11 protein-coding genes and 1 pseudogene are annotated in these 13172 nt (G+C 72.6%); 6 read left to right on the forward strand and 6 right to left on the reverse strand.

Annotation, left to right across the window (positions count from 1 at the left end):
* Positions 1-47: 47 nt before the first annotated feature.
* Positions 48-704, reverse strand: a complete 657-nt coding sequence (locus ACP4J3_RS19670) for a hypothetical protein (RefSeq protein ID WP_426536096.1) — start codon at positions 702-704, stop codon at positions 48-50.
* Between the two features lie 175 nt (positions 705-879).
* On the opposite strand from ACP4J3_RS19670, the gene ACP4J3_RS19675 reads away from it, so the two are divergent.
* From ACP4J3_RS19675 to ACP4J3_RS19690, 4 genes and pseudogenes are all read left to right on the forward strand, one after another.
* Positions 880-1026: a hypothetical protein gene (locus ACP4J3_RS19675; protein WP_426536098.1), complete on the forward strand. Its 147-nt coding sequence runs from the start codon at positions 880-882 to the stop codon at positions 1024-1026.
* A gap of 96 nt (positions 1027-1122) precedes the next feature.
* Positions 1123-1329 (forward strand): hypothetical protein, encoded by a 207-nt coding sequence (locus tag ACP4J3_RS19680; RefSeq protein WP_426536100.1) that lies wholly within the window; start codon positions 1123-1125, stop codon positions 1327-1329.
* A gap of 22 nt (positions 1330-1351) precedes the next feature.
* Positions 1352-1552: pseudogene (locus ACP4J3_RS19685) on the forward strand (DUF1152 domain-containing protein); the annotation flags it as partial.
* A gap of 19 nt (positions 1553-1571) precedes the next feature.
* Positions 1572-2075 carry a DUF1152 domain-containing protein gene (locus ACP4J3_RS19690; RefSeq protein ID WP_426536102.1) on the forward strand — a complete coding sequence of 168 codons (504 nt, stop codon included), beginning with the start codon at positions 1572-1574 and terminating at the stop codon, positions 2073-2075.
* Between the two features lie 19 nt (positions 2076-2094).
* Here the strand turns inward: ACP4J3_RS19690 and ACP4J3_RS19695 are convergent, their stop codons facing one another.
* The 3 genes from ACP4J3_RS19695 to ACP4J3_RS19705 are packed head-to-tail and all read right to left on the reverse strand — an operon-like array spanning position 2095 to position 5742.
* A complete protein-coding gene (locus tag ACP4J3_RS19695) occupies positions 2095-2946 on the reverse strand; it encodes a PaaX family transcriptional regulator (protein WP_426536104.1) in 852 nt (283 codons plus the stop codon).
* Between the two features lie 52 nt (positions 2947-2998).
* Positions 2999-4384, reverse strand: a complete 1386-nt coding sequence (locus ACP4J3_RS19700) for an alpha/beta hydrolase family protein (protein ID WP_426536106.1) — start codon at positions 4382-4384, stop codon at positions 2999-3001.
* On the reverse strand, positions 4381-5742 hold the full coding sequence (locus tag ACP4J3_RS19705) for an MFS transporter (RefSeq protein ID WP_426536108.1): 1362 nt from the start codon (positions 5740-5742) through the stop codon (positions 4381-4383). The genes ACP4J3_RS19700 and ACP4J3_RS19705 overlap by 4 nt, the downstream gene beginning before the upstream one ends.
* Before the next feature lie 249 nt (positions 5743-5991).
* Between ACP4J3_RS19705 and ACP4J3_RS19710 the strand changes: the two genes are divergently transcribed.
* Entirely contained in the window at positions 5992-7914 is a 1923-nt protein-coding gene (locus ACP4J3_RS19710) for a sigma-70 family RNA polymerase sigma factor (RefSeq protein WP_426536110.1), read from the forward strand.
* 110 nt (positions 7915-8024) lie between these two features.
* Positions 8025-8351, forward strand: a complete 327-nt coding sequence (locus tag ACP4J3_RS19715) for an SCO4225 family membrane protein (RefSeq protein WP_426536112.1) — start codon at positions 8025-8027, stop codon at positions 8349-8351.
* Positions 8352-8355: 4 nt separating this feature from the next.
* Here ACP4J3_RS19715 and ACP4J3_RS19720 read toward each other — a convergent pair whose 3' ends face one another.
* The gene (locus tag ACP4J3_RS19720; RefSeq protein ID WP_426536114.1) at positions 8356-10803 is read right to left on the reverse strand and encodes a SpoIIE family protein phosphatase; all 2448 of its coding nucleotides are present in this window, start codon (positions 10801-10803) and stop codon (positions 8356-8358) included.
* Positions 10804-10992: 189 nt separating this feature from the next.
* On the reverse strand, positions 10993-13071 hold the full coding sequence (locus ACP4J3_RS19725; RefSeq protein WP_426536116.1) for a SpoIIE family protein phosphatase: 2079 nt from the start codon (positions 13069-13071) through the stop codon (positions 10993-10995).
* Positions 13072-13172 lie beyond the last annotated feature (101 nt).

A 13172-nucleotide genomic window follows, 5' to 3' on the forward strand; every position in this document is an offset into this window, starting at 1 on the left:
GGAGGGACGGCTGGTGCCGGGAGGGCTCGCGGCACCAGCCTCTCGGATCACAGACCGTCGCGCACCATCGCGGCCACGATCTGGACGTGGCGGTCTGCCGCCGTGTTCGAGAACTCGTTCTCGTAGTTCAGGCCGTACGGCCAGAAGTGGCCACCGCCGGTGGAGATCCTGGCGCTCGAACCGTCGTACTGCCGGACCAGCGCCGTCGCCTGAGCGCCTGTCCAGGTGCCGCTGCCACCGAGCCGGGACCAGCCCGAGCTCGTTCCCACGCCGATGGTGTGGGCGATCTCGTGCAGCGCGGTCCGCTCGGTCATGTAGGCGCGGTTGCCGAAGCGGATGGTGCCGTTGATGTTGCCGTCGGCGGTGGGGACGCCGGGGTCGTAGCGGACGGTGATGGTCTTGCCCAGGTCGCTGAGGTTGTTGTAGCGGGCCACCGCGGCGTTCATGGCCCTGGTGATGAGGTCGTACGCCGTGCGCTGATCCTCGGTGGGGTTGCCGGCCCGTTCGAGGGTCCAGGTGATGGTGGCCGCGGCCGACACCTGTCCCTGCGATGCCGGTGCCGGCGCCGATGCGGTCTGCGGGGCGGCCTGCGCTATGCCCGGGATCGCCAGCAGGGCGGCTGCCAGCGCGGCCACGACCGCCTTGCTGCGCCAGGGCGGGGGCGGCGTGTGCCGATCGGGTGTCGCGGCTCGTCGTGGACTCATTGCGGGGTCCTCCTGTGGGGGGATGGCCGTAGCGAGTGGGACCCGGGTCGAGTGAGGCGGAGCTTTGCTGGGGCGTACGGCAGTGACTGCCGAGCGGTGGAAAGCGCTTTCCGCAAGCTGTCCGGATGTAATCCTGTGTTTTGAACATGTCAATGAAGGGGGAAGGGGTCTCCTGATGGCGGCCGACGCATGCGCCCCCCTGTCACGCAGCGCGTACAGCCCACTGATCCGCGCCCTGCGCCGCCGCTTGGCCGGGATGGCCTTCATCCCCGCGTGCAGCGCGGTGCTGCACCTGCGGTACGCGTCCTCGATCGGTGCGTAGTAGGTGAGGGCGAAGTAGGCGAACGGGGCGGGGGGTTCGGGGTCGATGCCGACGGCGCGCAGCCAAGTGGTGCCGCCATGGTGGTAGTAGAAGCGCGTGAGCGACCTGTTCATCGCCGCGGGCGGTGGCGGGGACCCCGTGGGCACCGCGATCACCGAGCACTTCACCGGCCTCGCCCACCAAGCGGGCGTACCGGTGATCACACCCACCCCCGGCCGCTTACCCCGGCCGGCTCCACCCTGCACGACCTCGCCGCGCACCTCCCCGCCCGCCTCGTCCTGCTCGACCCGTGGCAGGGCCTGACGGCACTGGCCGAACAGATCCGGTGCTTCGCGACACCGGGTACGACCACGTGCGCATCGTCGACATCGGCGGCGACATCCTCGCGTACGGCGGCGAGAAGACCCTGTGCAGCCCGCTGGTCGACGCGCTCACCCTCGCCGCCTGCCGGCTCGCCGGAGTGCCCGCCACCGTGTATGTCGCCGGTCCCGGAACGGACGGGGAGGTCCCCCGGCCCGATGTACTGGACCGCATGAACGGCGGCGGTGCCGCCCTCACCCCCTCGCACCGAACCTGGCAGCCATCCGAACTGCCCTGTCCTGGCACCCTCGGAAGCGTCCGCCCTGTTCGCGGCGGCGATCGAGGGCGTGCGCGGTCCGGTCCGTACGGTGAGTCACCTCATCCCGCTCACGGACGAGTCCGCCCGCATCCACTCCACCGGCCTGGACGAAGCCCTCGCCCACAACACGGTCGCGGCACACCTTCTCGGCGCACTGCCGCACACCCTGGAGGCCGCCGCCGACCTCTCGGCCGAGCTCACGGGGATCCACGAGCTCGACCGGGAGCGGGTCGGGGCGGACGTGGCGTCCGTCGGGGGAGTCCTGCCCGAGAGCGCACAGGCGGCACGGGAGGCGATACGCGAGGCGGCCTTTGGTGCCCCGCACGTCACCCTCCGTTTCGCGGCCCGCGCGATCGGACTGACCTGGCGCCGGATCCCCGCACTGCGTGCGCTGTTGGGTGCCGAGGGGCCGGTTGTTTCGGTGGCCTGAACCTCGGTGACAGCGTCGGTCAGCGCAGCGGGATGGTCTCCAGCAGGTCGCGGGCCATCCGCTGCGCGGGCCCGGCGGTGTGGTCGGCGACCTGTCGGAAGGTCTCCTGGGCGGGGCGGGCCGGCCACTCCTGGGGAAGGTGTCGGGCCGGCAGCCGGGGGTCCGTCCGGATGGTCCAGAGCCATTCGCTGACCAGCCGCAGCCGGGTGCCGATCGGGTCGTCCCCCGATCCGGCGTTCAGATGCGCGGTCCAGCGCTTGTCGAAGACGACATAGCGGGCGGCGATGCTCTCCAGGTCCCAGGTGTCCCGGATCATCAGCTCGATGTCGGTGACCTCGTCGGCCCGGGCGTGGAAGATCTTGACGTGGGCGGCCAGGCCGAGCTCCGCGACGATCCCGGCGGCGTCGACCTTCCCCGGCGCGATCCACAGCCCGCTGTACAGCGCGCCGAATCCGGACCAGGTGAGCCGGGAGCGCAGGTCGTGGCGCTGTCGTTTCCAGGAGTCGGGCAGGGAGAAGGCGAGCAGGGTCCAGGAGCCGTCCCAGTCGTCGTTGACCGCGCCCTGCTGCCAGATGCGGACACGGCCGTCCTCGAGGACGCGCGTCGCCTGCGGGGTCAGGCCGAAGAACATCCTGCGGCCCTCGCGCCGGCGGCGCAGCAGCCCCCGGTTGACCATGCGGGTGAGGGTGGAGCGCACGGCCTGTTCACCGACCCCGACGCGACCGAGCACCTCGATGATGCTGCCCGAGTACACCCCCACCTCGCCCTCGTCCAGGACATGGTTGCCGAAGAAGGCGAGCATGAGTGACTGCGGGCGCGGCTGCGGCCCCTCCGAGATGTCCTGGCCGTCCAGGATGTCGTGGTCCTCCACGGTGGCTAGGGTACGACCGCCCGCTGGGGACGGGGCGGGCGGTCGTACCACGTCAGCGGCCGTCGGCGGGGTGGGCAAGGTCGTACGGGCGCGGGTACGGAGCGGGGCGGTACGGCACATAGCGGGCGGGCGTCGTCGGATCGGCCTTCGCGGCGCGGCGGTTGAGGGAGTCCGGGGCGGTGCCGGTCCACCTGCCCGCCGTGAGGCGGTCCTCCAGGGTGTCCACGGCGGCGAGCTGTTCGGCGGGGCTGAAGGTGCAGTGGCCGGCGTTGTCGGTGTAGGCCTGCCGCAGTCGGGACGCCGATCCGGCGGCGGTGACGGCCCGCTTCAGGGCGCTCTCCGTCTGGACGGGGACGAGGGCGTCGCCGATGGTGTGGACGGAGAGCTGCGGCTTGGCCAGCCTGCCCGTGAAGGAACTCGTGCCGCTCATCCACGCCACGGCGTCCGGGTCGGCGCCGATGCGCGGGGCGCGGTTGAGGGCGCTGAGGTCGGCCTTGAGGGACAGACCGGCCTTCTTGTACAGCTCGGTGACCTCCTTGCGGACGGAGGACCTGCCGAGCAGCTTCGCGTAGTCGACACCGGTGTTCCAGGACATGTTGCCGCCCGCCCGGCTCTCCGCCTCCTGCCGCCAGTTGAAGGCGGGGAACTTCACCAGGCCCTTGATGGCCTCGTACTGGCCCACCTGCTGGGCGTCCCAGTCCGTCGGGGCGGGACGGGGCTGGGTCGGCTGGTTCCAGCCCGGGATGTTGTGCAGGGCGGCGGCCAGGGCGATACGGGCCCGGCCGGCCGGTGTCGACTGCGCCGAGTCGACCGCGGCCGTCAGGGCGTCGGCCGCGGCGGTGGCGGTCCGCTGGTCGGGGAGGTTCACCAGCGGCAGGTCGGTGTCGGGGGCGACGAGGGTCTTGAGGGCGAAGACGGGGTCGAGGGTGTTGTTCCAGTTGGCGACCCCGCCCTGGACCAGTCCGCACAGGGAGAGCGAACCGTCGATCCGCTCCGGGTGGCGCTCGGCGATGGCGGTGGTGACCAGCCCGCCGTACGACTGTCCCCAGGCGATGGTGCGGGTGGCCGCACCGAAGCGCTCGGCGAAGGCGCTCAGCGTGGCGAGCTGGTCGGGCACCGCGTCCGTCACCGCCCAGCCGGTACTGGCGTAGGAGGAGCCGATGAGGGCGTAGCCGCGCTGGAGGAGGAGCGCCTTCGTGGCGTCGTCCGGGGAGTTCTGGGCGGGGTTGGCCGGGCCGGGGGTGTAGCCGTGGCTGAACAGCAGGACGGTGCCGTTCCAGTCGGCCGGTACGTCCATCATGTACGTGGCGCCGGAGGGGAGTTGGCCGTCCACGTGGGCGGTGTCGGGGGTGGCGGCGACGGCCGGGGCGGGCAGGGCGCCGAGGGCGAGCAGGACAGTGGCGGCCAGGGCGGTGCGGGTGCCGGCGCCGGTCGTCATGCGGTGATCTCCTCCTCGCGGGGTGCGGTGGACGATTCGGTCGCGGAGCCGGACAGGGACGTACGGCTGGTCTCGCGGACGAACCACACCGTGAGCGCGGTGATGAGGGAGCCGCCGCAGATCAGCAGCGCGACGGGGGTGCCGTTACCGCTGCCCGCGACCAGGCTCCCGGCGATCATGGGGGAGAAGCCGGCGCCGATGAGGGTGGCGCCCTGGTAGCCGAGGGAGGCGCCGGTGTAGCGCACCCGGGTGCCGAACATCTCGGAGAACAGGGCGCCCAGCGGGCCGTACATCATGGACTGGGCGATGCCGTGGCCGAGGACGACGGCGAGGATCAGCGCGGCGGGGGACCTGGAGTCGACCAGCGAGAGGACCGGGAACGCGGTGGCGGCCGACAGGACGGCTCCGGTGAGGACGACCGGGCGGCGGCCGACGCGGTCGGAGAGCGCGGACGCGCAGGGCAGGACGGCGAGGGCGACGGTGGCGGAGACCGTGAGTGCGGTGAGCACCTGGGGGCGGGCGTAGCCGATGCCGGTGGCGTAGGCGATCAGGTAACTGGTCAGCAGGGACTGGGCGGTGAAGGCTCCGATGCCGACACCGCAGGCCAGCAGCAGGGGCCGGGGCCGCCGCAGGACGTCGGCGATCGGCAGCCGTGCCTCGGCGCGGTCCTTCTTCACCTCGGCGAACAGCGGGCTCTCGACCACCTTCAGCCGGACGAAGAGCCCGACCCCGAGCAGCACCACGCTCAGCAGGAACGGCACGCGCCAGCCCCAGGCCGCGAACTGGTCCCGGGGCATGGCCACCACGAGGGTGACGACGAGCGAGGACATCAGGGAGCCGAGCGGGGCTCCCATCTGCGTGAAGCTGGACCACAGGCCGCGGCGCCGCTCCCCGGCGTGCTCGACGACCATCAGGGTGGCCCCGCCCCACTCGCCGCCGATGGCGATGCCCTGGAGCACTCGCAGGGTGATCAGCAGGACCGGCGCCCAGACGCCGATCGCGTCGTACGTCGGCAGCAGGCCGATGAGGAAGCTGGCGCCGCCCATCAGGCCCATGGTGAGCAGCAGCATCGACTTGCGGCCGAGCCGGTCGCCGAAGTGCCCGAAGACGATGCCGCCGAGCGGGCGGGCGACATAGCCGGCGGCGAAGGTGCCGAACGCGGCGATGGTGCCGACGGCGGGATCGGCGCCCGGGAAGAACAGCTCGCCGAAGACGAGCGCGGCGACCGTGCCGTAGACGAGGAAGTCGTAGAACTCCACGGCCGTGCCGAGCAGTCCGGACAGAGCGACTCTGCGCAGTTGCCGGGCTCGCTCGGGGTTCGTGGACGGCGAGGGTGATGCGACGGGGGACGGGGACATCGCGCTCTCCCTTGAGCGGGGGAAGGACACCGCGAAAGTAGGCTCTCCTGTGACCGTCGTCAATAAAGTGCACAACATCAAAGTGTGCGGGATGTGACGTCCCCCATTGCGCGCTCGCTCGGACGTCGTGAGTCTCACGGGGAACAAGCGTCCGAAGAAGAGCCCGAGGAACTGTTATCCGCGGTCCACCGAGCGATCTCCCAGGTATCGGACAGCATCGTTCGGCGTCGAGGACAGGGAAGTTTTCTGATGAGTACAGAGCGCACGAGGGAACTCGCGGCACTGGTGACCGCCGCCCGAAGCGGCGATCCGAAGGCTCAGGACACCCTGGTCAGTGCGTACCTCCCGCTGGTCTACAACATCGTGGGGAGGGCTCTGAACGGCTCGGTCGACGTCGACGACGTGGTGCAGGAGACCATGCTGCGCGCCCTCGGCGCGCTCGGCGGCCTGCGCACTCCCGAGAGCTTCCGCTCCTGGCTGGTGGCGATCGCGATGAACCAGGTCCGTGCCCACTGGCACGACCGGCAGTCCGCCCCGGGCGTCATGGAGGAGGTCCAGGACGTCGCGGATCCCGGCGCCGACTTCGTGGATCTGACCATGGTGCGGCTCCAGTTGTCCGGCCAGCGCCAGGAGACGGCCCTCGCCACCCGCTGGCTGGAGCCCGACGACCGGGGACTGCTGTCGCTGTGGTGGCTGGAGTGCGCGGGCGAGCTGACCCGCGCCGAGGTCGCCGCGGCTCTGGAACTGTCGCCGCAGCTCACCGCGGTGCGGGTGCAGCGGATGAAGGCGCAGTTGGAGGCGGCCCGCGTGGTGGTGCGGGCGCTCGACGCACGGCCGCCGTGCGACGAACTGCGGGGTGTGCTGGCGTCCTGGGACGGCCGCCCCTCGGCGCTGTGGCGCAAGCGAATAGCCCGGCATGCCCGGGGTTGTGTGCGTTGCTACGGTCTGTGGAGCGGGTTGATGCCCGCCGAGGGGCTGTTGGCGGGCCTGGCGCTGGTCGCGGCGGCGCCGGCGCTGGTGGAGAGGGTGCTGTCCGCGTCCAGCGGGATGTTCCCGGTGGGTTCGGCCGGCGACGCGACGGCTCCGGTGGGTTGGGCGTCGGATGCGACGGGCCCGGTGGGTTCGGCCCCGGACATGACGGCCCCGGATGCGACGGCCTCGATGGGTTGGCCGCCGGATGCGACGGCTCCGGTGGGTTGGGCGTCGGATGCGACGGCCTCGATGGGTTCGGTCCCGGATGCGACCGCCCCGATGGGTTCGACCCCGGACATGACGGCCCCGATGGGTTCGGCCACCGACGCGACGGCGCCGACCGGTTCGGCCGCCGATACGACGGCTCCGGCGGGTTCGGAGGCCCAGCTCGCGGCGTCCGCCAACTCGGGCCGCGGAGCCGGACATCGCGGCGGTCGCGGCCGGGTCGTCTCGCGCGGCGAGGCCCGGCGGCGCCGACGCGTTCGGCGCAGGGCCGTCGGAGGTGCCGTCGTCGCGGCCTGTGTGACGGGCGGCGGCCTGTGGTTCTACCTCGACACCGCCCCCGGGAAGGGCACCGAGGAGGCGACGGCCGCCGCGCCCACCGCGGCAGCCCCGGTCCCGGACCTCGCGGAGGCCACCCCGATCGAGACCTCCGCCTCGCCCTCCCCCTCCCGGACGCCGTCCAGGACACCGTCGAAGAAGGCGACCCCCTCCAAGTCCGCGCAGCCCACGAAGAAGGCCGCGCCGGCTCCCAGTCCCACCCCTGAGCCGATCCGCAGCGCGTCCAGCACGCCGCAGGAGCAGTCGGCGGCCCCCACGGACACCGTGGCGCAGGTGGTCGCCCTGGTGAACAAGGAGCGGTCGGCCGCAGGCTGCGGCCCGCTCGAGGAGGACGCGCTGCTGAACAAGGCCGCCCAGGGCCACTCCGACGACATGGCCGCCCGTGACTTCTTCGACCACACCAACCCCGACGGCGCCGATCCCGGGCAGCGCATCACCGCCGCGGGTTACCGCTGGTCCACCTTCGGCGAGAACATCGCCCGGGGCCAGCAGACCCCGGAGGCGGTGATGGAGTCCTGGATGAACAGCCCCGGCCACCGCGCCAACATCCTCAACTGCTCGTTCAAGGACATCGGCGTGGGCATCAACAACAGCTCGGGCGGGCCCTGGTGGACGCAGAACTTCGGCGCCAAGCAGTGAGTGGCGAGGTTGGGTAGTCGCGCATGGGGTACCTGAGTACGGCTACTCAGGCCGTCCCGGGCGGCTCGGGGGATCGTGGGAAGTCGACAGCGATCTCAGGGGGTTCGGAAATGACCGGTTCTCAGCATTCCTTCGTGGCGGCGACGCGCCGCAACCTGGTCAATCCGGCGGCGTTGGGTTATCTGGCCGTCGTGGTCGGCGTGTTGGCGTGGGTCGGTCTCGACGCGCTGCTCGTCGAGCACCAGGACGCCAGCCTCGCCGGGGTATGGGCCTTCCTGGTCACCGGGCCGACCTCATGGCTGTTCCTGATGCTGCCCGGCGTGCTGCCGTGGGCCGGCGTCGTCGTCGGTGCCCTGGTGCAGGCGGCGGTGCTCGGTGCCGCGTACCACCGTCTCGCGGGCCGTCTCCACCACCGTACGCGTCCGAACGGCGCCTGAGCACTCACGCGTTGGGGCTCTCCGGATCCGCCGACAGGGGCTGCTCGGCCCAGATCGTCTTTCTGTTGCGGCCGTAGCGCGTGCCCCAGCGCTCGGCGAGCTGCGCCACCAGGAACAGGCCGCGGCCGCCCTCGTCGGTGCTGCGGGCCTGGCGCAGGTGGGGGGAGGTGCTGCTGGAGTCGGAGACCTCGCAGATGAGATGGCCGTCCCTGATGAGGCGCAGCAGGACCGGGCCGCCGGCGTACCGGTAGGCGTTCGTGACCAGTTCGCTCACGATCAGCTCGGTGGTGAAGGCCAGCTCCTGAAGGCCCCACTCGGTCAGCAGGTCCCGTACCAGCGTCCGGGCCCGGCCGGCCGCGGTGGGCTCGGCCGGCAGCTCCCAGGTGACCACGTCCTGCGGCGCCAGCACCCGGGTCCGGCCCAGCAGCAGCGTGACGTCGTCGGCGGGGCGGGCCGCCAGCATCGCGTCCTCCACCGCCTTGCAGGTGTGCTCCAGCGACCGGGCCGGACCGGCCAGCGCGGTGCGCAGGAGTGCCAGACCCTCGTCGATGTCGCGGTCGTCGGCCAGGAGGAGACCGTCGCTGCAGAGGGCGATCAGGCTGCCTTCGGCCAGTTCCAGCTCGGCCGTCTCGAACGGCAGTCCGCCGATGCCGAGCGGTGGTCCGGCCGGGACGTCGATCGGGCGCATCCGGCCGTCCGGACCCAGCAGGGTCGGCGGCGGGTGCCCTGCGCGTGCCATGGCGCAGTGCCGGGAGACCGGATCGTAGATCGCGTACAGGCAGGTCGCGCCCACGATCTGCGGGGTGTTCCCGTCGGCCTGCCGCTGTTCGGTCGACAACTGGTCCACCAGGTCGTCGAGCCGGGCGAGGACCTCGTCCGGGGCCAGGTCGAGGTGGGCCAGGGTGCGCACGGCGGCGCGCAGCCGGCCCATGGTCGCCGAGGCGTGCATGCCGTGCCCGACCACGTCGCCGACGACCAGCGCGACGCGCAGCCCCGACAGCGGGATGACGTCGAACCAGTCGCCGCCGACCCCGGTGGAGGCCCGCGCGGGCAGATAGCGGTGGGCCGTCTCGACCGCCGGGTGCTCGGGCACCTCACCCGGCAGCAGGCTGCGCTGCAGGGCCTCGGCGGCCTGGTGCTGCTGGGTGTAGCGGCGGGCGTTGTCGATGCAGACCGCGGCCCGCGCGGCGAACTCCGCCGCCAGGGTGAGGTCGTCCTCCTCGAACGGCTCCGGCTTCTTCGAGCGCCACAGACAGACCACGCCGAGGACCACACCGCGCGCGGTCAGCGGCACCGCCATCATGGAGTGCACGCCCATCGCGAGCGCGTTCGCGGCCCGTTGCGGCTCGGCGGCGGACCACGCCTGGCTGTCCTCCAGGGCGGGCAGCAGGATCGGCCGCCGCTCGACGAGGCAGCGGGCCGGCGCGGTCCGCTCGGGGAAGGAGAACAGCTCACCCTCGGGACGCATCACCCGCATCGACTCGGGCCGGATGCCGCGGACCGCCATCCTGCGCAGCGGGCCCCTGGAGTCCGGGGCCGGCTCCTCCCCACGCGGCACGGGCTCCAGCAGATCCACCGAGACGGCGTCGGCGAGTGCGGGAACCGCCGCCTCGGCCAGCTCACGCGCCGTCGTGGTCACATCCAGCGTCGTGCCGATCCTGGCGCCGGCCTCGTTGAGCAGCGCGAGCCGCCGACGGGCCCGGTGGCGGTCGGTGACGTCCTCGACGATCTCGGTGACGCCCAGCACCCTGCCGGAGGGGTCCTGCATCCGGAAGGCGGACACCGAGACGATCAGCTCCTTGCGGGGCTCCCGCAGCAACCGGCAGGGCTGCTCGGCGAAGATCACGGGCTGACCCGTCTCCAGAACCCCACGCAGCCTCTCCTCGACCAGTTCCGTGTCCGGGCCGAGCAGGAAGTCGGCGGTACGAAGCCCGCGGTACGCCCCGGCCGGCAGCCCGCCGAACCGTGCGATCGCCCGGTTCACCCGCAGGATGCGCAGGTCCGGACCGAGAACCGCGACACCCACCGGGGACCGGAGGAAGAAGCCGTCCAGCACGGCGCGGTCGATCTCCCACTGGGCGATGTCCTCGGCGAGCGAGCCGACGAGGAGCCATTCGACGGCCGAGTCCGGCCGTCGCACCCGCCGGGCCCTGAACCCCACGTACACGCGGTGGCCGGCGCGGTGCCGGACCGGCAGCAGACCGAACCAGCCGTCCTCCCGCAGACAGATCGCGGTCGCCTCGGCGATCGCGGCCTCGTCACCGCCGTCGACCAGGACCTCGCGCGCCGGCCGGCCCAGCACCTCGTCGGCCCGGTGCCCGAGCAGCGCCGTGGCGTGTTCGCTCCAGGCGACGACCCGTCCGCGGGCGTCCAGAACGACCGCTGCGGACCGGTGGACGGAGAACGGGTCCTTGGGGCTCTCGCTGAGTGACGTCGGGGATGTGCCGTCCATCTCCCACCCATCTCGCGCCGTTCCCGGGTGCCCGCTGCACGCGGCCCCGGCCGGACCGGCTGGTCCGCACGGCAGGCCGCGCAGCGGCTCACTCCCAGTATCGACTCTGCGGGCACCGCGTGCCTGGTCACCGGGGACGGGGCGGTCCCGACGGGTGACGCGCCCGGCCCACGGACGGGCCTTCGGGATTCATCGGGGCAGCGCACGGGCGAGGAGCACCGCCACGTCGTCGTCGGCCGCCTCCGGCATGACGTGCGCGAGCAGCTCGTCGCAGATCTCCTCCAGGGGATGCCCGGGATGCCGCAGCGCCCGGGCCAGCTTGCGCATGCCCTGGTCGAGGTCCGTGCCCCGGGTCTCGATCAGGCCGTCGGTGTAGGCCACCAGGAGGCTGTGGGGCGGCAGGACCATGCGCTGGACGTCGCAGTCCTGCCCGCCCAGCCCCAGGGGCGGGCCCGGCGGCCCGTCCAGAAAGGCTATGGTTCCCCGCCCGTCGGCGACCATGGGCGGCGGATGGCCCGCTCTCGCGATCATGCAGTGCCCGGCGGCCGGGTCGTGGACGGCGTACAGACAGGTGGCCATCTCGTTGTCGCCCAGGTCCGCCACGGCGGCGTCCAGGGCGCGCAGCACCTGGTCGGGCGCGGTGTCCCGGCGCGCCAGGGTGCGCACGGCGGTGCGAAGCTGCCCCATGACGGCCGCCGCGTGGATGCCGTGCCCCATCACGTCCCCGATCACCAGCGCGGTCCGGCCGCCCGACAGGGCGATGGCGTCGAACCAGTCGCCGCCGACCTCGTGGTCCCCGGCCGGCAGATAGCGTCCGGTGAGCTCCAGACCGCTGACGGTGGGCAGGACGGGGTTCATCAGGCTGCGCTGAAGGGTCAGCGCCGCGTCGCGCTCCCGGCCGTACATGCGCGCGTTGTCGATGTTCAGCGCCGCCCGCGCGACCAGCTCGTCGATCAGCAGCGTGTCCTGGTCGTCGAACGGCTCCCGGTCGCGGGTGCGGGTCACCACCACCGCGCCGAGCACCGTGCCCCGGGCCACCAGCGGAACCAGGCGGGCGGATCCCACCCGGGCCCGCAGGTACTCGCGCAGCGGGTCGGCGCCGGGGGTGGGGATCAGCGGGCCGATGTCGCTCAGGTACAGGTTCATGGGCCGCCCGGCGCCGATGACCTGCTCGTACACCGAGCCGGGCGGGACCTGCTGGGTCATGCCGACCGCGAGGTGGTCGGCCGGTGCGGCCGGATCCGTGAAGGCGGCCGCGACCCGGCGGACCACGCCGTGCGCGGACGCGGCGGTCTCGTCCGGAGCCACCGCCTCCTCCAGTAGTTGCACGTCGGCGGAGTCCGCGAGCCGGGGCACCAGGACCCGGACCACCTCCTGCGCCGTCCGGGTCAGATCCAGGGTGGAACCCATCTGGGTCCCCGCCTCCGCCAGCAGGGCCAGTCGCCGTCGCGCCCGCTCGACCTCCAGATGGGCCCGCTGCCCCTCCGTGACGTCGATCAGCGAGGCGATCACCCCCACCCGCTGCCCGCCGGCGCCGAGCAAGGGGGCGTAGGAGCAGGACCAGGTCCGCTGCTGTTCCGGGTCGGCCGCGTCGGCGCCGGTGTGCCGGTGGTCCACCACCGCCTCCCCCCGGTCCAGGACGCGCCGCATCATCGACTCCAGGGCGTCGGTGCCGGGGGCGACCTCGGTGACACGCCGGCCGATGTGCTCCGCGACCGGTACCCCGTCCATCCGGGCCAGCGCCTCGTTGACCCGCAGGAACCGCAGATCGGCCCCGAGCATGGCCAGGCCGACCGGGGACTGCGTGAACAGGCCCTCCAGCGCGGCCAGCGCATCGCGCATCCGCTCCACCGCCGAGGTCTCCGCCGCGATGGCCAGCACACCGGGGCGCCCCCGCACATCCGCGATCGGACAGTGCCACAGCTCCATGTCGACCACGGTCCCGTCGCGATGCCTGACCGGCAGCCGCGCGACCACCGCTCCGCCCGTCCGCACCGTCCGGCTCAGCCGGTCCGCCAGCTCCAGGTGGCCCTCGGGCACGAGCACGCGCCTGACGTCCTGGCCCACCATCTGCTCCGCGGTGTGACCGAGCAGGTCCTGCGCGGCGAGCGACCACTGCACCAGGAGCCCGTCGGCGTCGACCACCCAGAGCGCGAGCGGGAGCAGATCCTGGAACACCCCCGCACGACCCACCGTGGGCGAGCGCCGACCAGGCGTTTCGCCGATCGTGTCGTGGGCACGTGCATCGCGGTGACTCGCACTGGTCATCAGGGCACCTCGCTCACACCACCCTTGACCACAGGAAGCTCAAGGACAGCGTAGGCCGCAAGTGGCCCGGCTCACATGGCGTGAAAAGGGCACCGCCGACA

Origin of the sequence: Streptomyces sp. UG1, from assembly GCF_049974585.1 — a bacterium.
GTDB lineage: Bacteria > Actinomycetota > Actinomycetes > Streptomycetales > Streptomycetaceae > Streptomyces.